The sequence below is a fragment of the Leifsonia sp. ZF2019 genome (genome assembly GCF_019924635.1).
GTDB lineage: Bacteria > Actinomycetota > Actinomycetes > Actinomycetales > Microbacteriaceae > Leifsonia.
In genome coordinates this window covers 3,740,169-3,761,184 of record NZ_CP065037.1, presented here as the reverse complement: position 1 = coordinate 3,761,184, position 21,016 = coordinate 3,740,169, and the positions used below count along the sequence as shown (strand labels likewise).

Here is a 21,016-nt window from a genome sequence, read left to right as displayed (position 1 = left end):
ACCCCTCGCACCATCCCCTACAACGAAGTAATGGAGACAGCATGGAATCCCGCACCCGCAAGTGGCTCACCCGGGCGGTCGCGGCCGCCGCAGCGGCGACCGTGGCGATCGGCGGCATGACCGCCTGCTCGTCGAGCGGATCGTCCGACGCCTCCGGAGGCAAGACGACCGTCAACTGGTGGTCGTGGAACCCGGACGACACCCAGGACAAGCAGTGGATCACGGCGTTCGAGAAGGAGCACCCGGACATCACGATCAAGCACCGCTTCATCCAGTACAGCGACTACGTCAACGCCGTTCGCCTTGCCGCGACCAGCAACTCCGGCCCTGACGTGTTCGGCCTGCAGGTCGGGGCGTTGACCACGCAGTTCGCCCCGCTCGCCGTCGACCTCGCCCCGCTCGCCGCCAAGAACATCGGGGCCGACTGGAAGGACCGACTGCTCGAGACCCAGCAGCTCGCCGTCGACGGCAAGCAGGTCGGCCTCCCGTGGATGATCGCCGGGGGAGGCCTCCTCTGGTACAACAAGGGCATCCTCGACCAGGCAGGGGTGCAGCCGCCCACCACGCTCGCCGAGTGGAAGGACGCCTGCGCGAAGATCACCCAGCTCGGCAAGACCTGCTTCGTCCAGGGCGCGAAAGACGACTGGGTCAACATCGACGTCTATCAGTCGATCGTCAACCAGATCACGCCCGGCACCTTCTACAAGGCCGTCCTGGGCAAGGCGAAGTTCGACAGCGCCGATTTCGTGAAAGCGTTCGAGGTCTGGAAGCAGCTCTTCGACGACGGCATCGTCCAGCCGGGCGCCCTCGGCCAGACCGAGTACCCGGACGTGAACGACATGTTCAGCAAGGGCGACGCGGCGATGATCGCACTGGGCACGTGGAACGACGACCACATGACGAAGCCGACCCTCGCCTCCCTCGCGCCGACGTACGGCGATCAGATCACGTCGCAGGTGTTCGTGCCCACCGCCTTCCCCGACGTGGTCGGCGGCGCCAAGGAGACCGGCCGGCTCTTCGGCGGGCCGGACGTCGGCTGGGCCATCTCGGCCAAGAGCAAGGTCAAGGATGCGGCCTTCGCACTCGTGCAGTGGCTGACCTCGAGCAAGACGGCCCAGACCATGATCGCGAAGACCCTGCAGACCCCGGCGCTGAAGTCGGTGCCCGTCGACGCGAGCGAGCTGGCGGCGCCCGATGTGCAGAAGCCCGCGCTGGAGGATCAGGCGAAGCAGATCACGAACCTGATCGGCGCTCGGCAGATCCAGGACGCCGACGTGCAGACAGCACTCGGCCAGGCGCTCTCGTCCGTCGCAAGCGGTCAGATGAGCCCGGAGGACGCTGCGGTCAGCGTCCAGAAGGCCATCGACGCCATCGCGAAATAGTCGTCACCGGATCAGGAAGGACGGGGTGCCCGCGCAGGCGGGCACCCCTCGGAAAAGCACATGACAACGAGGACCGTCATCGAACGCCCGCCCCGCGCCGAACCGGCGCCTCCGGATGGCTCGCGGGCGCCCAAGCGCCGCACGGCCGCGGTCCGCACCATCGGGCAGCGTCCGCTCACACCCTGGCTGTACATCCTTCCCGCGCTCCTCCTGGTGGTCGGGATCATCTACGTCGGCATCGGCTACACGGGATGGGTCTCCACCCTCGACTGGAACGGCATCGACGACAGCCAGAAGCAGGTCGGCTTCGGCAACTACGTCGCCATCGCGCAGGATCCGGTGTTCTGGACCGCGCTCGGCCACGTCGCGATCTTCGGCGTGATCACCGTGCTCGTCCAGATGGTGCTGGGACTCACGATGGCCGTTCTGCTCGCCAGCGATTCCGTGCGGGGCCGCGCCCTCTACAAGATCGTGATGTTCCTCCCGGTCGTGCTCGCTCCCGCTGCCATTGCGACCGCGTTCCGCGAGATCATGAGCCCGGACGGTGCGCTCAATCAGCTCCTCCGGTCGGTCGGCATCGACGCGCACACGGCCTGGTTGGCCGATCCGAACATCGCGCTCTACTCGATCGCCGCCATCAACATCTGGCAGTGGACGGGCTTCAGTTTCCTGCTCTATCAGGCCGCCATCTCGCAGCTGGACCAGAGCCTGTTCGAGGCGGCGGCCATCGACGGTGCGGGTGGCCTGCAGATCGTCCGGCGGATCCTGCTTCCGCAGCTCAAGGGCACGCACGCGACCCTGGCGTTGACAGGCTGCATCGGTGCGTTGAAGACCTTCGACCTGGTGTATCTGACAACGGGGGGAGGCCCCGGTCGCAGCACCGAGTTCCTCACCACCTACATCTACAAGCAGGTCGTGGAGCAGTACCACGCGGGTTACTCCGCGGCCCTCTCGATCCTCCTGCTCGTGATCGCCCTCATCCTCACCTCGATCCAGATCCGCGCCTACCGCTTCGGAGAGGACTGACATGTTCGGACGCCCCACCACACTCTCCCGCGTCGTCTGCCAGCTCGCGGCGACCCTGATCGCCCTCCCCTTCCTCCTTCCGCTCGTGGCCATCGTCGCGAAGTCGTTCGACGGGGAGGGGGCGGCGGCGAACTACCTGGCCGTGCTGACCAAGACGCCGTTCCTGCAGTCGATGGGCAACAGCCTCGTCATCTCGGCGGGGGTCATCGTGCTCGTCTACGCCGTCACGATGCTCGCCGCGTACGCCTTCGGCAAGATGCGCTTCCCGGCCAAGAAGCTCGTCTTCAATGCCATCCTGGTCGGGCTCGTCCTCCCGACGATCGCGCTGATCGTGCCGCTGTTCGTCATGGTCCAGCGGCTGGACCTGTTCAACAACTATCTGGCGGTCATCATCCCTCTGGCGACGACGATCGTGCCGTTCACCCTCCTGCTGACCCGCAACTACATCGCCGGGATCCCCGAGGAGGTGCTCGAGGCCGCTCGCATCGACGGCTGCAACAGCTTCTCCGCGCTGGTCAGGATCGTCCTGCCTCTCGCGAAGCCGATCACAGCGGTCCTGATCGTGTGGACCTTCCTGCAGGCATGGAACGAGTTCTTCCTTCCCCTGCTCTTCCTGCCGGATCCGTCCATGCAGACCGTGACGACCATCCCGCTCTACTTCACGAGCACCTACGGTTCGGATCAGCCCAAGATCTTCGCCGCCCTCGTGCTGATCTGCCTCCCGATCGTGATCGCGTACCTGGGCCTGCAGAAGTTCTTCGAGAAGGGACTGTCGGCGGGGGCGATCAAATAGGCCGCCCCGCAGACCCCTCCGACGGCCCCCGCACACGGGTCGCGATAGGATCGAGTGCAGCGGTCGTCCTGTGACGCACCGGTGCGCCCATCCATCGAGAGGACGTGGACAGTGCCCGCGATCGTGATCATCGGCGCCCAGTGGGGCGACGAAGGCAAAGGCAAAGCGACCGACCTCCTCGGCAGCCGCATCGACTACGTGGTCAAGTTCAACGGCGGCAACAACGCCGGGCACACGGTCGTCGTCGGGAACGAGAAGTACGCGCTTCACCTGCTGCCGTCGGGGATCCTGACCGAGGGTGTCACCCCGGTCATCGCCAACGGTGTGGTGGTCGACATCGAAGTGCTCTTCGAGGAGCTTGACGGGCTGATCGCCCGCGGGGTCGACGTGTCGCGGCTCAAGGTGTCCTCCAATGCCCACGTGATCACGCAGTACCACCGCACCATCGACAAGGTGACCGAGCGCTTCCTCGGCAAGCGCCAGATCGGCACGACGGGTCGCGGCATCGGACCGACCTACGCCGACAAGATCAACCGTGTCGGCATCCGCATCCAGGACCTCTTCGACGAGAACATCCTGCGCCAGAAGGTCGAGGGCGCCCTCGACCAGAAGAACCACCTGCTGGTGAAGGTGTACAACCGTCGCGCGATCTCGGTGGACGAGATCGTGGAGCAGCTGCTGAGCTACGCCGAGCGCCTGCGCCCGATGGTCGTGGACTCCTCCCTCCTGCTGCACCGCGCGCTGGAGGACGGCAAATACGTGCTCTTCGAGGGCGGCCAGGCCACCATGCTCGACGTCGACCACGGAACCTACCCGTTCGTCACCTCCTCCAGTTCGACCTCGGGAGGCGCGGCCATCGGCTCCGGCATCGGCCCGAACCGCATCGACCGCGTCATCGGCATCGTCAAGGCGTACACGACCCGGGTCGGTGCGGGTCCGTTCCCGACCGAGCTGTTCGACGAGTGGGGCGAGTTCCTGCGCGAGCGCGGATTCGAGTTCGGCACCACGACCGGCCGCCCGCGCCGCACCGGCTGGTACGACGCGCCCGTCGCGCGCTACACCGCCCGCATCAACGGTGTGACGGATTTCGTTCTGACAAAGCTCGATACGCTCACCGGCATCGAGCGCATCCCGGTCTGCGTCGCTTACGACGTCGACGGAGTGCGCGTGGACGAGGTCCCCGCGTCGCAGAGCGACTTCCACCACGCCACCCCGATCTACGAGGAGTTCCCGGGCTGGACCGAGGACATCAGCGGTGCCCGCACCTTCGAGGATCTGCCCAAGAACGCCCAGGACTACGTCCTCGCGCTCGAGAAGATGTCCGGCGCCCGCATCTCGGCGATCGGCGTCGGCCCGGCGCGCGACGAGATCGTCGTCCGCCACGACCTGATCGACTGAGCACCGCGCTCAATCGGCGGCAGCGCCCTCCTCGCCGGGCAATTCCGGAGATCCTTGCCGCCCGCGGCGATGCCTCCGGAGTTCCGGTGACGTGAGCGGCGTGTCGGTCGGTGTCTCCGGAGTTACGGATCGGCCTGGCTGTGCGTGAGCCGGCCGCGGTGCGGTGACAGAGGACTCCGGAATTCCGGAGGCTTGGGTCGACACGCCGCTCAGTACTCCGTTCGCACGGAGATCGAGATCGGCCGAGCAAACATCTCCGGATTTGCTCGGGCGGGCGGGCGGGCGGGCGGGCGGGCGAGTAGGTAGGTGCGCGGACGGGACGGCGCGCGCGGCGCGTCAGAACCAGGTGCTGAGGCGCGGCGGCACCGCCGTGCGGAACAGCGCGTCCAGCGCGGCGACGTCGCCCTCGATGCGGCCGGCGACGGCGAGCGCGCGGGCGAAATCGTGCCCGAGGTACACGCTGCCGAGGGAGGCCACCGGCAGGGTGACGTCGGGGGCGTCGCTGGTCTCGCTGACGGTCGCGGCGCCGTCCGTCACCGTGAGACGGTAGCGGCCGGCGGCGAAACCGAGGTCATCCGTCGCGTCGAGCACCAGTTCGCCGTCGCGCTCGTACCGGCGGGCGGTCAGAGCGGCGGGGACGTCGAGGATGCGCACCCAGAGGTGGTCCTGCACGCTGGCGACCGCCGCGCCGCGCAGATCGGACACGAGGGCGGGCAGGGGCTCGTCGACACCTCGTGTCCAGGCGCGGACCTCCGAGACGAGGTCCATCTCGAGCAGGAACCGCCACAGCGCCGTGAGAGCCGCGTCGGTCGTCGCTGCGAGGTGGTTGACCTCCACGGTGTGCCGCACGAAGTCGTCGTGCGCCTTCAGCGCGAAGCTGACGAAGCCCTCCGGGTCTCCCGACGGGGAGTCGTAGCGGACGAGGCGGAAGCGGTCGGGGTGGTCGCTGCCCTTCAGCGGGCCGATCAGACGCTCGGCCAGGTACGGCGAGAGGCCGATCTCGCCGGGGCGCGCGGCCATCGCGGCGTCGAGGACGGCGAGACCGGTTTCGCGGTACGCGTCGGGCTCGGTGAACGAGAGGCGTCCGCCGGTCGCGCCGCCCGCCCAGCGCACGCGCTTGGTGTCGACGCGCCACTCGGCGGAGAAGGTGGCCGGGCCGAAACCCCAGCGGCCGTAGATCACCGACTCCGAGACGGTGAGGATCGCGAGCGGGACGCCGAGACGGTGCGCGGTGCGCAGCTCGCCGCCGAGCAGGGCGCGGGCGATGCCACGGCGCCGGTGAGTGGGCGAGACCGTCACCGAGCTGATGGCCCAGCTGTCGAGGCGCACGCCGCCGGGCACGGTCAGCGGGGCGATCCACGAGTTCACGGTCCCGACGGGCTCGGCCGTCGGAGCGTCGTCGTCGTACACCGCGGTGGTGCGCCGGTCGGCCAGGTGCCCGCGCGACTCCTCCAGCACGTCCTTCGAGGGCGCGCCGCCGTGGAAGCCGCGGAAGTCGGCACGGATCCATCCGTCGAACGCGTCGGCGTCGGAGGTGTCGACGAGCGCCAGGCGCAGACCGGCATCCTCGATCTCGTGGGCGGACTGCTCGTCGACGGGCGTGTTCTCATAGCTCTGGTTCACCTCTCCACCGTACTCACCGGGCCCGGGAGGCCGCGAGGGGCGCCCTCCGCCGGTCCGACCTCCTCCTCCATCGCGAGGATGACCTCCATCGACCGGGATGACGCCGTCGTCCGATGCGCATCCGCCGCACGCTGACGAGCATGGAGACATGACCGCATCGCCCTCTGCCTCCCCTCCTGCCTCCTCGCCCGCGCTCAGCGCCGCGGGCCTCACCAAGTCGTACGGCTCCGCCATCGCGCTCGCCGGAGTCGACGTCGCCATCGCCTTCGGCGAGTCCGTGGCGATCATGGGGGCGTCCGGTTCGGGCAAGACCACCCTGCTGCACTGCCTCGCCGGCATCGTACGGCCGGACGCGGGATCGGTGGTGCTCTCCACCCCGCACGGACCGCTCCAGGTGACGGGCCTGGGCGACGCTGAGCGTTCCCGGCTGCGGCGCGAGGCGTTCGGCTTCGTCTTCCAGCAGGGGCTGCTGCTGCCCGAGCTCACGGCGATCGAGAACGTCGCCCTCCCGCTCATGCTCGCCGGGGTCCCGCGCGCCGGCGCCGAGCAGAACGCCGCGAACTGGCTCGCCGCCCTGGGGCTGGCGGGCCTCGAGCAGCGTCGCATCGGCCAGCTGTCCGGCGGTCAGGCGCAGCGCGTCGCGATCGCGCGCTCCCAGGTGGGCGGTGCCGCTGTCGTGTTCGCCGACGAGCCGACCGGCGCGCTCGACTCCCGCACCTCCGCCGAGGTGATGGATGCGCTCATCGGCTCCACGACCGGCCGGGGGCGCAGCCTCGTCGTCGTCACGCACGACGACGAGGTGGCGGCCCGGTGCTCGCGGGTGCTGCGGCTGGCGGACGGTCGCATCGTCGACGAGGTACGCACACCTACGGAGGGATCCCGATGACCACCCTCCGCCTCGCGTGGCTGTTCGCTCGCCGCGGGGCCACCGACCGCTCCACCATCCTGCTGCCCATCATCGCCTTCGCCGTGGTGACGGCGTTGCTGCTGATCGTCGCGGGCGGCGCGCAGACCTTCCTGTCCGACCCGCTCTATCTGGCGCTCGCGGTCATCGCGCTCGCCCTGCTGGTCGTCCCGCTGATCGCGCTGGGCGGCTCGGCGGCCCGCCTCTCCGCGCGTCGCCGCGACGACCGCCTCGCCGGCCTCCGCCTGCTCGGCGCGACGACCGCCACCGTCGCGGCGCTGACCGTCATCGAGTCGACCGTCCTCGCCGTGGCCGGTGCGCTCGTCGGCGTGGTGCTCGCGCTGGTCACCGCACCGCTCGTCGGGCTCATCCCGTTCCGGGGCGAGCCGCTCGGGATGTCCGTGCTGCTCGCCCCGGGCTGGATCGCGCTCGTCGTCGCGGGCGTCGGCGTGCTGGCCGCGCTCAGCGCCGTGATCGGCCTGCGGCAGGTCGTGCTCTCGCCCCTCGGCGTGCGCACCCGGCAGGACGCACCGCGCATGCACTGGCTGCGTGCCGTGATCGCGGTCGCCGTCGTCGCTGCGGTGTACGCCGCGATGAGCGCTCTCGGCGCGCTGGACGGCATGGCGATCATCATCGCCGTGCTCGGCGCCGGCTTCGGCGGGACGATCGCGGTGCTCAACCTGGTCGGCCCGTGGGTGCTGCGCCTGCTCGCCACGGGCCAGGCCCGCCGCGCGCGAACCCCGCGCCGCCTCCTCGCCGCCCGCACCGTGCTGGAGTCGCCGAAGGCGGCGTGGCGGCAGGTCTCCGGCGTCGCGATGACGAGCTTCATGGCGGTGTTCGCGGGGGTCGGCGTCGCCCTGCTCGGCTCCGTCGGCGACGCGGATCCCGAGACGCTCCAGCTCGCGACGGATGTGCGCACGGGCGTCCTCATCACGGTGATCGCGTCCTTCCTCATGGTCGCGTGCTCGGCGGGCGTCAACCAGGCGGCGGCCATCCTCGACCGACGGGACCTCTACGTGAGCCTCGACCGGCTCGGGATGCCCGTGAGCGAGATGAACGCCGCCCGCGGCCGCGCGGTGCTGTCGCCGCTGCGCATCACGACGGTGGGCTCCGCGCTCGTCGCCGGGGTCGTGGTCTTCCCGCTCGCCGGCCTCAGCCTGCTCATCGCACCCGCGAGCATCGCGGTGATCGTCGGGTGCCTCGCCGCAGGTTTCGCGCTGGTCTGGCTTGCTCTCCTCGCGACCCGGCCCGTGCTCACCCGGGTGCTCGCCGAGCCGTCGCCGAGTCTCTGAGCGGAGTCGTGGGGCGCTCTCGGTCTCAGCCCGCGAACCGGTAGGGTCGGAGCATGGGTGACACAGAGTCCGACGCGGCCGTCGAGCGGCTGCGCAGCATCCGGCAGAGCATCGACAACATCGACGCGGCGGTCATCCACATGCTGGCGGAACGCTTCAAGTTCACCCAGCAGGTCGGCGCGCTGAAGGCCGAGCACGGGCTCCCCCCGGCCGACCCGGAACGTGAGCGCGAGCAGATCCAGAGGCTGCGCGCCCTTGCGGAGGAGAGCCACCTCGACCCGGCGTTCGCGGAGAAGTTCCTGGGCTTCATCATCGCCGAGGTCATCCACCACCACGAGCGCATCGCGACCGAGAACGGCCGCTGACCGTGGTGTGGGATCCGACAGCGCTGCCGGACGCCCTCGGCCGCACCATCGTCATCACCGGCGGCAACGCCGGCGTCGGGTACTTCACGGGCGAGCAGCTGGCCAGGGCCGGAGCGCGGGTCGTGCTCGCCTGCCGTGACCCCGAGCGCGCGGAGGCCGCCGTCTCCGCCATCCGGCGCCGCGTGCCGGGCTCCCGCGTGGAGGCCATGCCTCTCGATCTGACCGACCGTGGCTCGATCGACGCGGCCGCCGAGCAGCTGCGCGAGCGGGAGCGGGTGGATGCGCTGGTCCTGAACGCCGGCATCGTGCACCCGCCCCGGGAGCGGCAGACCGATGCGGTCGGCAACGAGCTCGTGCTCTCCACCAACGTGATCGGCCACGTCCGCCTCGTGGCGGGCGTGCTCCCGGCTCTGCAGCGCACGGGCGGAGCGCGCATCGTCTCGCTCGGGTCGCTCGCCACCCGCTTGGGCCGCCTCCGGCTGGACGACCTCCAGCTGGAGCGCTCCTACACTTCGTGGCGGGCGTACTCCGGCTCGAAGATCGCCGTGCAGGTCTTCGGCTTCGAGCTGGAACGGAGGCTGCGGGCATCCGGCAGCGACGTGACCAGCCTGGTCGTGCATCCCGGATACTCGACCTCCGGCCGCACGCCGGGCATCCGCGGGGTCAATCAGCCGAGCCGCGCCACGCGGTTCGTCGACAACCTGCAGGCGGCGTGGACGCAGGGCAAGGATCACGGCGCCTGGGCGCCGGTGCGGGCCGTGCTCGATCCGCAGCTCACCGGCGAGGACTACCTCGGACCGGTCGGCCGTACGAAGGGCATCCCGACCCACGCGCATCCCACGCGCGAATCCCGCTCGCCGCGGGTGGGCGCCCGGCTGTGGCCGCTGCTGGAGCAGGCCGCGGGCGTGGAGCTGGGGCTCGGCTGAGCGCGGTGGAGGCTCCGCGCTGACGCGCGGCGGCGGCTATTCGCCGACGATGGTGATCGACAGCAACCGCTGGCCGTCGGGCACCGCCGCTCGGAGCGCGTCCCGCGCGGCCGCGTAGTCCGCGCCGTCCGCCTCGATCTCGGTCACGGCGGCGAGGCGGATCTTCGCTGTGGCGATGACCCGGCCGCCGCGCGGCATCGCGTTGTGCACCTGGAGAAGCTCGTAGCCCTCGGGGACCTGCTCCTCAACCAGCGCCCGCGCGGTCTCGGCGTCGTCCGCCTCGGCCGTGAGGTCGCTGGTCTCGCTGTTCTGCACCATTCCGCGGACCTTCATGTCTCTACGCTAGCGCCTTATACACCCGCACTGTTCACGCGGCTCCCAGTCGCCGTTCAGACGGGAGGAGTGGGCTGAGCTCATGGAAATCGCATACACCGCCATCGCCCACGCCTCCGGAGGCGGACGCGACGGACACGTCCGCAGCGAGGACGACCTGATCGATCTCGACACCCGCCCGCCGCGCGAGCTCGGCGGCTCCGGCGAGGGCACCAACCCCGAGCAGCTCTTCGCCGCCGGCTTCGCCGCCTGCTTCCTCAGCGCCCTGCACGCCGTCGGCCGCGCCGAGAAGCAGAACACCACCGACGCGGGCGTCTCGGCCAGCGTCGGCATCGGCCCCAACGGGGAGGGCGGTTACGGCCTGGAGGTCGAGCTCGACGTCTACGTGCCGAACGTGAGCCGCGAGGTCGCCGAGCAGCTCGGGGAGAAGGCCCACCACGTGTGCCCGTACTCCAACGCCACCCGTGGCAACATCCCCGTCAAAATCACCATCGTCGACTGACGAACCGTCCGCCGAAGCCGTCGCCCGCCGAAGTTCACGTCGTTGCGCTCATTTCGCGCTTGTGGTGACCACAACGTGAACTTCGGCGGGGAGGTCAGACGGTGACGCGGCCGACCTTCTCCGTCTTGTCCCAGCGGGCCTCAGCGCCCGCGAGCTCCTTGAAGTAGGAGTCGAACGTGATGGCGCACAGCAGCGAGCCGTACCCGGCGAGGTAGATGAGGATGGGGGCCAGCCAGCGGAGCGGCCTGCGCTTCTCGACCACGCGCGCGAGCCACGCGACGAGCATCGAGAACGGGATCCAGATGTAGATCAGGAGGGTGAGGACGAAGACGGTCGAGTCGCTCAGTTTCGCACCGAACGCGCCGGGCAGCCACACCAGCATGAGCGTCGGGAACAGAGCGGTGACCATGACCAGCATGTTGATGATCCCCGGGAACAAGAGGACATGGCCGAGCGCGTGCAGGGAGGTGCGGCTGTCGGTCTGCGATCCGAGTATCAGCACGAAGAGGTACGCGAGCGCGGCGCTGATCCACAGCGCCCGGAACACCCCCGTCGCGAACGGGAACTGCAGGAACAGCAGCCCGGCGAGTCCGATCGCCGACAGGATCATGATGAGGGGCAGCAGCCACAGGCTGAACCAGACGATCCCGAAGGTCCAGGCGCCGAGGTGGTGCACCTTCGACGGGCGGAACCAGACCTTCGAGTAGCGGGCGGTCACGGTCACGTTGCCACGCGCCCAGCGCAGGCGCTGCTTCCACAGTGCGTCGACCCGGCTCGGCTCCTCGGCGAGCACGTGCGCGTGCGGCTCGAAGACCACTTTGCGCCCCTTGATCTGCGTCTCGAACGTGGTGATGGTGTCCTCGGCGAGTGAGGAGGTGTCGATGCGGCCGCCGATGGCCACGAGGTTCTCGCGCGAGTGCAGCTGCGCGCCGCCCGCGAGGCACGCCTGGGCGCCGAGCACGTTCTGAGCCCGGCGCGCGGCGGGCTGCGACAGCACGTATTCGACGCCGATGAACTTGGTGAGGTAGTTGCGGCCCTGGGTGCTGCCCTCACGGATGTACGCGGAGACGGCGCCCACCTCGGGGTCGGCGAGGTGCCGGGTCATGCGGCGCAGGGAGTCGGGGAGGTAGATGACGTCGGCGTCCATCACCAGGAGCGCCTCCATCCAGTCCTCGTCGAGGATGCGGCTGATCCCGTGGTTGAGCGTGTGCGCCTTGCCTTGCCCGCCCTGGTCGCGCCGGAGCAGGAACACGTTGCCCGGGTACTGGGCCTCGCGGCTGCGCACGACGTCGGGGGTGTCGTCGGTGGAGGCGTCGTCGACCACGTAGATGCGCAGCGCCTCCTTCGGGTAGTCGAGCTTCATGAGGCGGTCGATGGAGGCGCCGATCACGGCGCCCTCGTTCCAGGCCGGCACGACGATCGCGACTCGCGGCAGGAAGGGGGCGGCCTTCTTGTAGTGGTTGAACCACGCGTGGAACGGGATGACGAAGAACGTGGCCGCGGCTGCGATCACGGGGATGAATCCCGTCAGCGCCAGGATCAGGCAGACGACGACGCCGATCCACTGCAGGACGCTCAGTACATCCACCCGGAAACTCCCCTCGTCTACCCGCAACCCTACAGCGGGGCATGCGGAGCGGACAGAAGCGGGCCCCCGCCTGTGGAGGGGGCCCGCTTCTGCACAGGGGCTAGGAGCGGGGTGCTCCGAGCGAGCCGCCGGCCGCCAGCTTCATGAGGTCGGAGTCGAGGTCGATCCCGAGCTCGTTGCCGCCCGCCGAGCCGAACTCGTGCTGGTAGTGGTCCCAGGAGGCATCGGTGATCTTGGCCTCCACCTCGCTCTCCATGAGCACGACCAGCTCACGCGCGGCCCGGTCGATGCGCTTGCCGAGCGACTTGTCCTGCCAGTCCTCCGTCGACGCGAACACCGACGTGGGCGTGGTCATCGTGCGGAGGAAGGCGAACATCGACCGCATCTGCTCGTCGACGACGAGCGCGTGCCGGGCGGTGCCGGCGGTCGCGCCGAGCACCACGGGCTTCGCGATCAGGAGGTCGTTGTCGAGCACCTGGAAGAACGAGCTGAACAGCCCGCTCGGGCCCGCCTTGTAGACGGGTGCCGTCGCGATGATGCCGTCCGCCGCCTTCAGCGCCTCGACCGCCTTCGTGAACTTCGGTCCGAGGTGACCGGAGGCGAGTGCCGCCGGCAGTTCGGGCAGCAGCTCGCGCAGGTCGAGGTGCTGCGTCTCCACGGTCCGGCCGTCGCGCTGGGCGGCGGCCTCCACCCGCAGGGCCAGCCGGTCCGCCAGCATCTTGGTGGACGACGGGTCGCTCACGCCGGCGTTGACCACCACCACGAGGAACGGGCGCTGCTCGCTGTTCGTCATCATGTCCTTCTCTCGGTTCCGGTCCGCCTCGTCCCTCAGAGGGAGGGGAAGGTGGCCTGGAACTGCTCTTCGGTGTCCTGGTAGGGGGAGGCGCCGGTCACGTTGTCGCCGCGGTTCGCGTTCGGGCGCGGCTGGCGCGGCTCGGCGTCGCCGTACTTCGCGGCGACCAGGGAGGCGTGGGTCGGGGCCTCGGGGGCCTCCGGGTCCTTGCGGGCCTCGGTCTCCTTGCGGAGCACGGGGATGACCTCCTCGCCCAGCAGGTCGAGCTGCTTGAGCACGGTGCTGAGCGGCAGGCCGGCGTGGTCCATCAGGAACAGCTGGCGCTGGTAGTCGCCCGCCCACTCGCGGAAGGTCAGCGTCTTGTCGATGACCTCCTGCGGGCTGCCGACGGTCAGCGGCGTCGCCTCGGTGAACTCCTCCATGGTCGGGCCGTTGCCGTAGACGGGCGCCTCGTTGAAGTAGGGGCGGAACTGGTCCTTGGCGTCCTGCGAGTTCTTCGCGATGAAGGCCTGGCCGCCGAGGCCGACGATCGCCTCCTTCGCGGTCCCGTGGCCGTAGTGCTCGAAGCGCTCGCGGTAGAAGGCGATCAGCCGCTGGTAGTGCTCCTTGGGCCAGAAGATGTTGTTCGCGAAGAAGCCGTCGCCGTAGTACGCGGCCTGCTCGGCGATCTCGGGGGTGCGGATGCTGCCGTGCCAGACGAACGGCGGCACGTCGTCGAGCGGGCGAGGGGTGGAGGTGAAGCCCTGCAGCGGAGTGCGGAACCGTCCCTCCCAGTCCACGACATCCTCTCGCCACAGGCGGTGCAGGAGGTTGTAGTTCTCGAGCGCGAGGGGCAGGCTCTGGCGGATGTCCTTGCCGAACCACGGATATACCGGGCCGGTGTTGCCACGGCCGAGCATCAGGTCCATGCGGCCCTTCGACAGGTGCTGCAGCATCGCGTACTCCTCGGCGATGCGTACCGGGTCGTTCGTGGTGATGAGAGTCGTGGAGGTGGTGACCGTCAGGGTCTTCGTCAGGGCCGCGATGTGCGAGAGCAGGGTCGTGGGCGACGAGGAGAAGAACGGCGGGTTGTGGTGCTCGCCGATCGCGAACACGTCGAGCCCGACCTCCTCCGCGTGGGTCGCGATCTTCACGATCGCGTCGATCCGCTCGGCCTCGCTCGGGGTGTGGCCCGAGACCGGGTCACGGGTGATGTCGCTGACGGAGAAGAGTCCGTACTGCATGGCTGGCTCCTTGTGGGTTTCGTCTCGCCGTTTCTATGCAAACGCATATAACGCGGAGGCTGCCGAAGTATTCCCGACCCCCAGTCTGGCCTCCAGAAGGGAGATCCGGCCAGCTTTCGAAAAGCTGCGGACAGAGTGCGACGCCGCGTCCGATTCCCGCGAGCCGGCGTCGGCGGCATTCGCTACTGTCGCATTCGTGAAGGTCGCTCTGCAGTTCGTCGCCATGGGGCTCATCTGGGGCGCCAGCTTCCTGTTCATGAAGGTCGCGCTCGAGGGCGTCTCCTTCGGCCAGGTCGCCTGGGCGCGACTCGTGTTCGGAGCGATCACGCTCGGAGTCATCGTGCTCGTCGCCCGGAGCCGGCTGCCGCGGGAGCCGATCGTCTGGCTGCACTTCACAGTGGTCGCGATCACCTACTGCGTCGTCCCGTTCCTGCTCTTCGCCTGGGCGGAGCAGTATGTGTCGTCCAGTCTGGCCAGCATCTACAACGCGGTCACGCCGATCACCACCGCCATCCTGGCGACCGCCGCCTTCCGTGTGGAGAAGCTCAACCGCGACCAGGTGCTCGGCGTCGCGATCGGCGTGGTCGGGGTCGTGGTGGTCGTCGGCCCGTGGACCGTCGCCGCGCTCAGCGGCAGCCTGTGGGGCCAGCTCGCGTGCCTGGCCGCGGTCACCTGCTACGGCTTCAGCTTCGGCTACATCCGACGGTTCATCAGCCACCGGGCCATCCCCGCCACGACGACGGCGTTCCTCAACATCGGGATCGCCGCCGTCATCATGGTCCTCCTGACGCCCGTCGTCGCGTGGGGACCGGTCGAGTTCAGCTGGCCGGTGCTGCTCAGCCTGCTGGCCCTCGGGATGCTGGGCACCGGCGTCGTCTACATCTGGAACATGAACGTGCTGCGCGCGTGGGGACCGACGGCCACCTCGGGCGTGACCTACGTGACACCCGTCGTCGGCGTCGCACTGGGCATCCTCGTGCTCGGCGAGCACCTCAGCTGGAACGAGCCCGTCGGCGCGCTGATCGTGCTCGCCGGAATCCTGCTCACGCAGCAGCGAGTGCGCATCTTCTCGCGCAGGCAGGCCGAACTGGCCGGTCAGCGCAACGCGTAGCCGCCGTCGACGTAAAGCGTCGAGCCCGTCGTGTAGGTGTTCGTGAAGAGGTGCACGACCGCGTCGGCGATCTCGTCCTCCGTGCCGGGCCGGCCGAGGAGGGTGGTCGCGCTGAAACCGTGGAAGGCCGCCTCCCGCACCTCTGCGGAGCGCTGCGCCCACAGGTTGCCGTCGATCGTCCCGGGAGCGATGGCGTTGACGCGCACGGGTGCCAGCTCGACGGCGAGGCCCCGGGCCAGGCCCTCGACGGCCGCGTTCGCGGCGACGTAGGCGGCGGCCGGTCCGGCGGGGCGCACGCTCGCCGCGCCCGACATGAGCACGACGGACGCGTCGGGGGTCAGGAGTGGGAGGGCGGCGTGGACGACCCGGTACTGGCCCCAGAACTTGGACTCGAACGGGCTGCGCGCCTCGGCGAGGGTGGAGGTCGTGAAGGGACCGGTTGTGTAGCTCGCGGCGGTCGTCAGCAGCGCGTCCACGGTCTCCACCGGCTCGAAGAAGCGGCCGACGGAGTCGTCGTCGGAGGTGTCGACCACGCCCCAGGTAGCAGCCCCGCCCAGCTGGGCGGCGGCCCGCCGCAGAGTCTCCTCGGTGCGGCCTCCCAGGTGCACGCGGGCACCGGCGGCGACGGCCTGGCGCGCGACGGCGAGCCCGATGCCGGAGCCGCCTCCGACGAGGACGACGGAGCGGCCGGAGAGACGATCGATGCTGTGCTGGGTCATGGTGCTCCCAGCCTGGCAGCCGGTCGCACCGTCACGGAATCGTGTGACCGCCCGTGTCGCGGCCGGGCGTCCGACGAGCGCCATCCGCACGCGACAGCGGGGTCGCACTCTGTCGTTCCGGGCCTCCCGGAACGACAGAGTGCGACCCCGCTGTTCAGAGGCCGTGGGACGTCAGGCGACGACCGGGCCGAAACGCTCGGGGAGGGTGGAGCGGTGCGTCGCGCGCAGCTCCTCCAGGCCGATCGTGAACTGGTCCTGCACCTCGAGCACGGGCTGAGTGCCCACCTCGGCATCCGTGACGCCGATGCGCAGGAGCGGAACGCCGCGGCCCTCGCAGAGCCCGCGGAACTTCACGTCGTCCTCGCGCGGCACGGAGACGATCACGCGCGCGGTGGACTCGCTGAACAGCGCGGTCGCCGCATCCACGCCATCGCGCTCGGCGATCTCGCCCAGCCAGACGCGGGCGCCGACGCCGAAGCGCATGACGCTCTCGGCGAGGGCCTGCGCGAGGCCGCCGTCGGCGAGGTCGTGTGCGGAGGAGACGAGCCCCTCCACCGACGCGGCGTGCAGCGTCTCGGCGAGCGTGCGCTCGGCGGCGAGGTCGACCGCGGGCGGGCGTCCGCCGAGGTGGCCGTGCACGGTGCCGGCCCAGGCCGAGCCGTCGAGCTCCTCGCGGGTGATGCCCAGCAGGTAGATGTTCTCGCCCTCGTCCTGCCAGCCGGCGGGGATGCGGCGCGCGACGTCGTCGATCACGCCGAGGACGCCGACGACCGGGGTCGGGAAGATGGGGACGTCGCCGGTCTGGTTGTAGAAGGAGACGTTGCCGCCGGTGACCGGGATCTCGAGCTCGAGGCAGGCGTCGGACAGGCCCTCGACGGCCTGCGAGAACTGCCACATGACCTCCGGGTTCTCCGGGCTGCCGAAGTTGAGGCAGTCGGTGACCGCGGCGGGCACGGCGCCGGACGCGGCGACGTTGCGGTAGGCCTCGGCGAGGGCGAGCTTGGCGCCCTCCTTCGGGTCGAGCTGGCAGTAGCGGCCGTTCGCGTCGGTCGCGATGGCGAAGCCGAGGCCGCTCTCCTCGTCGACGCGGACCATACCGGCGTCGTCGGGGAAGGCGAGCGCGGTGTTGCCGCCGACGAAGTAGTCGTACTGGTCGGTGATCCAGCCCTTGTCGGCCAGGTTGGCGGAGCCGAGCAGCGCCAGCAACTGCTCACGGAGGGCGTCGCCGTCCTGCGGGCGCGGGAGGCGGGAGGCCGAGTCGGCCTGCAGTGCGTCGATCCAGGCCGGGTAGGCGACGGGGCGCTCGTAGACCGGGCCGTCGACGGCGACGGTGCGCGGGTCGACGTTGACGATCTCCTCGCCCTTCCAGTTGATGACCAGGCGGCCGGTCTCGGTGACCTCGCCCAGCACGCTGGTCTCGACATCCCACTTGGCGGTGACGGCGAGGAAGGCGTCGAGCAGCTCGGGCTTGACGACCGCCATCATGCGCTCCTGGCTCTCCGACATGAGGATCTCCTCGGCGGTGAGCGACGGGTCGCGCAGCAGGACCTTGTCGAGCTCGACGTACATGCCGCCGTCGCCGTTGGAGGCGAGCTCGCTGGTCGCACAGGAGATGCCGGCCGCACCGAGGTCCTGGATGCCCTCGACGAGCTTGTCGCGGAACAGCTCCAGGCAGCACTCGATGAGCACCTTCTCGGCGAACGGGTCGCCGACCTGCACGGCCGGCCGCTTGGTCGGACCCCCCGCGGAGAACGTGTCGGACGCGAGGATGCTGGCGCCGCCGATCCCGTCGCCGCCGGTGCGGGCGCCGAAGAGCACGACTTTATTGCCGGCGCCGGACGCGTTGGCGAGGTGGAGGTCCTCGTGGCGCAGCACGCCGACCGAGAGCGCGTTGACCAACGGGTTGCCCTGGTAGATCGGGTCGAAGTAGGTCTCGCCGCCGATGTTCGGCAGGCCGAGGCAGTTGCCGTAGAACGAGATGCCGGAGACGACGCCGTGCACCACGCGGGCGGTGTCCGCCTCGTCGATCGCGCCGAAGCGCAGCTGGTCCATCACGGCGACCGGGCGCGCGCCCATCGAGATGATGTCGCGCACGATGCCGCCGACGCCGGTCGCGGCGCCCTGGAACGGCTCGATGTAGGAGGGGTGGTTGTGCGACTCCACCTTGAAGGTGACCGCCCAGCCCTCGCCCACGTCGACCACGCCGGCGTTCTCGCCCATGCCGACCATGAGGTTCTTCTTCATGGCGGGGGAGACCTTCTGGCCGAACTGGCGCAGGTAGATCTTCGACGACTTGTAGGAGCAGTGCTCCGACCACATCACCGAGTACATCGCCAGCTCGCCGCTGGTGGGGCGGCGGCCGAGGATCTCGCGGATCGTGGCGTACTCGTCCTCCTTGAGGCCGAGGGCCGCGAACGGCTGCTCCTTCTCGGGAGTCTCGATCGCGTTCGCGACGGTGTCGACGACGTGCTGGGCGGTGGTCTCGGTCACGCGGGCACTCCAGGCTGCAGGCGGAAGCGGGGGATGGAGACCAGTCTACCGGGGCCGGTCGACGCGAGGAGTCGGCAGGATCGAGACGTCAGGACACGCCCTCGCGGGCCGTGAACGGTCGCGCGGAACGTCGTGTCACGTCGGATGGGAGCCCGGGGACCCGATTCAGGACAGCTTCGGAGGTCCGATCACGAGCAGGGCCGCCATGATGGCGACGGCGAGGACCGCGAGGGAGGTGGCCAGCACGGCGACGTGGGTCAGCATCCAGCGGAAGAGCCGCCCGAACCAGGTGTGGTCGCGCGGGTCCTCGGTCGGCGTCGTGCGCCAGGCGCCGTCGAGCCGACCGGTGCGGTCGGCCCAGAGGTCGAACGGGATGGTGGCGTACGGGATGACGGCGGTCGCGACCGCGAGCACGATGAGGCCCGGCCGCCAGCGCTGGTTGACGCCGATGAGTGCGGCGGTGATCGCGTAGGCGATGAACACGAAGCCGTGGATCGGGCCGGCCACCGCGACGGGCCAATCGCCGACCCCGACGGCGTACTTCAGCAGCATCCCGGCGAGGAGGAGGGTCCAGGTGATCGCCTCGGCGACGGCGAGGATGCGGTAGAGCAGGCGGGGAGTCATCCGTCCAGCCTGGCCGCTCCCCGCCGCCGTCGAATCACCCGAAAGTACGAATGCGCTCCTCGAGCTGGTCGACGTCCCGTGCCGCGCCCTTGTCGGCGGAGAGCGCCATCGCGGCGTACGCGCGGAGCGCCGCCGACACGGGGCGGTCGCGGTCGAGCGGGCGATAGCCGCGGCCGGCCTCCAGCGCCTCGCGACGGGCGTCGAGCACGGCGTCCGGCACGTCGAGGCGCAGTGCGCGGGTGTGCACGTCGATGCTGATCGTGTCGCCGTCCTCCACGAGCGCGATCAGGCCGCCGGCCGCCGCCTCGGGGGAGACGTGGCCGATGGACAGGCCAGAGGTTCCGCCGGAGAAGCGGCCGTCGGTGATGAGGGCGCACTTCGCGCCGAGCCCGCGGCCCTTGAGGAACGAGGTCGGGTGCAGCATCTCCTGCATCCCGGGGCCGCCGCGCGGTCCTTCGTAGCGGATGACGACGACGTCACCCTCCTTCACGCGCTTGCCGAGGATGGCCTCGACCGCGGCCTCCTGCGAGTCCACCACGACGGCGGGTCCGGAGAAGGTGAGGATGTTCTCGTCCACGCCGGCGGTCTTCACCACGGCGCCGTCCGGCGCGAGGTTGCCGCGCAGGATGGCCAGGCCGCCGTCCTTCGAGTGCGCGTGGGCCACATCGCGAATCACGCCGGTCGACGCGTCGAGGTCGAGCTCGTGCCAGCGCTCGGACTGCGAGAAAGCGGACGACGAGCGCACCCCGCCGGGAGCCGCGTGGAACAGCTCGATCGCTTCGGGGATCGCGGAGCCGCCGCGGACGTCCCAGTCGGCCAGCCAGTCCTCGAGTGTCGCGGCGTGCACGCTGTGGACGCCGCGATCGAGCAGGCCGGCGCGGTCCAGCTCGCCGAGCAGGGCCGGGACGCCGCCGGCACGGTGCACGTCCTCGACGAGCGCAGCGCCGTTCGGGGCGACCTTCGACAGGCACGGAACGCGGCGCGACAGGGCGTCGATGTCGGTCAGGTCGTAGTCGATCCCGCCTTCGCGCGCGGCGGCCAGCAGATGGAGGATCGTGTTGGTCGAGCCGCCCATGGCGATGTCGAGAGCCATGGCGTTGCCGAAGGCGGCGCTGGTCGCGATCGACCGCGGCAGCACGGACACGTCGTCCTGGTCGTAGTAGCGGTGGGCGAGCTCGACGGCGGTCGCGCCGGCCTTCTCGTAGAGAGCGCGTCGCGCGGTGTGGGTCGCCAGCGTCGAGCCGTTGCCGGGCAGCGCGAGGCCGAGCGCCTCCGTGAGGAAGTTCATCGAGTTGGCGGTGAACATCCCGGAGCACGAACCGCAGGTCGGGCAGGCGTTCTCCTCGATGCGGAACAGGTCGGTGTCGCTCACGCTGTCGTTCGCGGAGTCGGCGATGGCCGAGATGAGGTCGAGCGTGCGCACGGTCCCGTCGACGAGCGTGGTGCGGCCGCCCTCCATCGGGCCGCCGGAGACGAAGACGACCGGGATGTTGAGGCGCAGCGCCGCGAGCAGCATGCCCGGCGTGATCTTGTCGCAGTTGGAGACGCAGACGATCGCATCGGCGCAGTGCGCGTTGACCATGTACTCGACCGAGTCGGCGATCAGCTCTCGCGAGGGCAGCGAGTACAGCATCCCGCCGTGGCCCATCGCGATGCCGTCGTCGACCGCGATCGTGTTGAACTCGCGGGCGATGCCGCCGGCGTCGTGGATGGCCTGCGAGACGATGCGGCCGACCGGCTGGAGGTGCGTGTGGCCGGGGACGAACTCGGTGAAGCTGTTCGCGACCGCGATGATCGGCTTGCCGAAGTCTTCGCGGGCGACGCCGGCGGCGCGCAGCAGTGCGCGGGCGCCGGCCATGTTGCGGCCGTGCGTGACAGTGCGTGAACGGAGCGGAGGCATACCCCCATCCTTCGGTCGTCCGGG

Annotated in this window: 19 protein-coding genes; 10 read left to right on the top strand and 9 right to left on the bottom strand. The window is 70.0% G+C overall.

Going from position 1 to position 21,016, the window contains the following annotated elements; all coding sequences use genetic code 11:
- The first annotated feature begins 41 nt into the window (after window positions 1-41).
- The 4 genes from IT072_RS18400 to IT072_RS18385 all read left to right on the top strand — a co-directional run bounded on the left by IT072_RS18400 (window position 42) and on the right by IT072_RS18385 (window position 4,599).
- Window positions 42-1,382 carry an ABC transporter substrate-binding protein gene (locus IT072_RS18400; protein ID WP_223358283.1) on the top strand — a complete coding sequence of 447 codons (1,341 nt, stop codon included), beginning with the start codon at window positions 42-44 and terminating at the stop codon, window positions 1,380-1,382.
- A gap of 60 nt (window positions 1,383-1,442) precedes the next feature.
- The gene (locus IT072_RS18395; RefSeq protein WP_223358282.1) at window positions 1,443-2,408 is read left to right on the top strand and encodes a carbohydrate ABC transporter permease; all 966 of its coding nucleotides are present in this window, start codon (window positions 1,443-1,445) and stop codon (window positions 2,406-2,408) included.
- Window position 2,409: 1 nt separating this feature from the next.
- Window positions 2,410-3,201 carry a carbohydrate ABC transporter permease gene (locus tag IT072_RS18390; RefSeq protein WP_223358281.1) on the top strand — a complete coding sequence of 264 codons (792 nt, stop codon included), beginning with the start codon at window positions 2,410-2,412 and terminating at the stop codon, window positions 3,199-3,201.
- A gap of 111 nt (window positions 3,202-3,312) precedes the next feature.
- On the top strand, window positions 3,313-4,599 hold the full coding sequence (locus tag IT072_RS18385) for an adenylosuccinate synthase (RefSeq protein WP_223358280.1): 1,287 nt from the start codon (window positions 3,313-3,315) through the stop codon (window positions 4,597-4,599).
- Window positions 4,600-4,935: 336 nt separating this feature from the next.
- Here the strand turns inward: IT072_RS18385 and IT072_RS18380 are convergent, their stop codons facing one another.
- Window positions 4,936-6,222, bottom strand: a complete 1,287-nt coding sequence (locus IT072_RS18380; protein WP_223358279.1) for a GNAT family N-acetyltransferase — start codon at window positions 6,220-6,222, stop codon at window positions 4,936-4,938.
- 148 nt (window positions 6,223-6,370) lie between these two features.
- Between IT072_RS18380 and IT072_RS18375 the strand changes: the two genes are divergently transcribed.
- From IT072_RS18375 to IT072_RS18360, 4 genes are read left to right on the top strand one after another with little or no spacing between them, the layout of a single operon-like run.
- Window positions 6,371-7,108: an ABC transporter ATP-binding protein gene (locus IT072_RS18375; RefSeq protein ID WP_223358278.1), complete on the top strand. Its 738-nt coding sequence runs from the start codon at window positions 6,371-6,373 to the stop codon at window positions 7,106-7,108.
- Entirely contained in the window at window positions 7,105-8,418 is a 1,314-nt protein-coding gene (locus IT072_RS18370) for an FtsX-like permease family protein (protein ID WP_223358277.1), read from the top strand. The genes IT072_RS18375 and IT072_RS18370 overlap by 4 nt, the downstream gene beginning before the upstream one ends.
- A 53-nt stretch (window positions 8,419-8,471) precedes the next feature.
- A complete protein-coding gene (locus IT072_RS18365) occupies window positions 8,472-8,783 on the top strand; it encodes a chorismate mutase (protein WP_223358276.1) in 312 nt (103 codons plus the stop codon).
- Window positions 8,784-8,785: 2 nt separating this feature from the next.
- Window positions 8,786-9,709, top strand: coding sequence for an SDR family NAD(P)-dependent oxidoreductase (locus tag IT072_RS18360; RefSeq protein ID WP_223358275.1), 924 nt, complete (start codon window positions 8,786-8,788; stop codon window positions 9,707-9,709).
- Window positions 9,710-9,745: 36 nt separating this feature from the next.
- Here IT072_RS18360 and IT072_RS18355 read toward each other — a convergent pair whose 3' ends face one another.
- A complete protein-coding gene (locus tag IT072_RS18355) occupies window positions 9,746-10,042 on the bottom strand; it encodes a hypothetical protein (RefSeq protein WP_223358274.1) in 297 nt (98 codons plus the stop codon).
- An 82-nt stretch (window positions 10,043-10,124) separates the two neighbouring features.
- Here IT072_RS18355 and IT072_RS18350 point away from each other — a divergent pair, with 82 nt between their 5' ends.
- Entirely contained in the window at window positions 10,125-10,544 is a 420-nt protein-coding gene (locus IT072_RS18350; RefSeq protein ID WP_223358273.1) for an organic hydroperoxide resistance protein, read from the top strand.
- 94 nt (window positions 10,545-10,638) lie between these two features.
- Here IT072_RS18350 and IT072_RS18345 read toward each other — a convergent pair whose 3' ends face one another.
- The 3 genes from IT072_RS18345 to IT072_RS18335 all read right to left on the bottom strand — a co-directional run bounded on the left by IT072_RS18345 (window position 10,639) and on the right by IT072_RS18335 (window position 14,148).
- Window positions 10,639-12,132: a glycosyltransferase family 2 protein gene (locus IT072_RS18345; protein WP_223358272.1), complete on the bottom strand. Its 1,494-nt coding sequence runs from the start codon at window positions 12,130-12,132 to the stop codon at window positions 10,639-10,641.
- A gap of 100 nt (window positions 12,133-12,232) precedes the next feature.
- Complete coding sequence (locus IT072_RS18340) at window positions 12,233-12,928, bottom strand: CE1759 family FMN reductase (protein WP_223358271.1); 696 nt, start codon at window positions 12,926-12,928, stop codon at window positions 12,233-12,235.
- A 32-nt stretch (window positions 12,929-12,960) separates the two neighbouring features.
- Window positions 12,961-14,148, bottom strand: coding sequence for an LLM class flavin-dependent oxidoreductase (locus IT072_RS18335; protein WP_223358270.1), 1,188 nt, complete (start codon window positions 14,146-14,148; stop codon window positions 12,961-12,963).
- 196 nt (window positions 14,149-14,344) lie between these two features.
- Between IT072_RS18335 and IT072_RS18330 the strand changes: the two genes are divergently transcribed.
- Window positions 14,345-15,259, top strand: coding sequence for a DMT family transporter (locus IT072_RS18330; protein WP_223358269.1), 915 nt, complete (start codon window positions 14,345-14,347; stop codon window positions 15,257-15,259).
- On the opposite strand, the gene IT072_RS18325 is transcribed toward IT072_RS18330, so the two are convergent.
- From IT072_RS18325 to ilvD, 4 genes are all read right to left on the bottom strand, one after another.
- Entirely contained in the window at window positions 15,244-15,978 is a 735-nt protein-coding gene (locus IT072_RS18325) for an SDR family oxidoreductase (RefSeq protein WP_223358268.1), read from the bottom strand. The two genes, IT072_RS18330 and IT072_RS18325, sit on opposite strands and share 16 nt — an antisense overlap.
- 171 nt (window positions 15,979-16,149) lie before the next feature.
- Window positions 16,150-18,468 carry a phosphoribosylformylglycinamidine synthase subunit PurL gene (gene purL, locus IT072_RS18320; RefSeq protein ID WP_223358267.1) on the bottom strand — a complete coding sequence of 773 codons (2,319 nt, stop codon included), beginning with the start codon at window positions 18,466-18,468 and terminating at the stop codon, window positions 16,150-16,152.
- Between the two features lie 165 nt (window positions 18,469-18,633).
- Window positions 18,634-19,092: a DUF3817 domain-containing protein gene (locus tag IT072_RS18315; protein WP_223358266.1), complete on the bottom strand. Its 459-nt coding sequence runs from the start codon at window positions 19,090-19,092 to the stop codon at window positions 18,634-18,636.
- Between the two features lie 34 nt (window positions 19,093-19,126).
- The gene (ilvD, locus tag IT072_RS18310) at window positions 19,127-20,992 is read right to left on the bottom strand and encodes a dihydroxy-acid dehydratase (protein ID WP_223358265.1); all 1,866 of its coding nucleotides are present in this window, start codon (window positions 20,990-20,992) and stop codon (window positions 19,127-19,129) included.
- Window positions 20,993-21,016: the final 24 nt, after the last annotated feature.

Bases quoted from the DNA above. Each gene is read 5' to 3' on its own strand.
- IT072_RS18400 (WP_223358283.1), top strand. From the start codon at position 42: ATGGAATCCCGCACCCGCAAGTGGCTCACCCGGGCGGTCGCGGCCGCC.
- IT072_RS18395 (WP_223358282.1), top strand. From the start codon at position 1,443: ATGACAACGAGGACCGTCATCGAACGCCCGCCCCGCGCCGAACCGGCG.
- IT072_RS18390 (WP_223358281.1), top strand. From the start codon at position 2,410: ATGTTCGGACGCCCCACCACACTCTCCCGCGTCGTCTGCCAGCTCGCG.
- IT072_RS18375 (WP_223358278.1), top strand. From the start codon at position 6,371: ATGACCGCATCGCCCTCTGCCTCCCCTCCTGCCTCCTCGCCCGCGCTC.
- IT072_RS18370 (WP_223358277.1), top strand. From the start codon at position 7,105: ATGACCACCCTCCGCCTCGCGTGGCTGTTCGCTCGCCGCGGGGCCACC.
- IT072_RS18365 (WP_223358276.1), top strand. From the start codon at position 8,472: ATGGGTGACACAGAGTCCGACGCGGCCGTCGAGCGGCTGCGCAGCATC.
- IT072_RS18355 (WP_223358274.1), bottom strand. From the start codon at position 10,042: ATGAAGGTCCGCGGAATGGTGCAGAACAGCGAGACCAGCGACCTCACG.
- IT072_RS18350 (WP_223358273.1), top strand. From the start codon at position 10,125: ATGGAAATCGCATACACCGCCATCGCCCACGCCTCCGGAGGCGGACGC.
- IT072_RS18340 (WP_223358271.1), bottom strand. From the start codon at position 12,928: ATGATGACGAACAGCGAGCAGCGCCCGTTCCTCGTGGTGGTGGTCAAC.
- IT072_RS18335 (WP_223358270.1), bottom strand. From the start codon at position 14,148: ATGCAGTACGGACTCTTCTCCGTCAGCGACATCACCCGTGACCCGGTC.
- IT072_RS18325 (WP_223358268.1), bottom strand. From the start codon at position 15,978: ATGACCCAGCACAGCATCGATCGTCTCTCCGGCCGCTCCGTCGTCCTC.
- IT072_RS18315 (WP_223358266.1), bottom strand. From the start codon at position 19,092: ATGACTCCCCGCCTGCTCTACCGCATCCTCGCCGTCGCCGAGGCGATC.
- ilvD (WP_223358265.1), bottom strand. From the start codon at position 20,992: ATGCCTCCGCTCCGTTCACGCACTGTCACGCACGGCCGCAACATGGCC.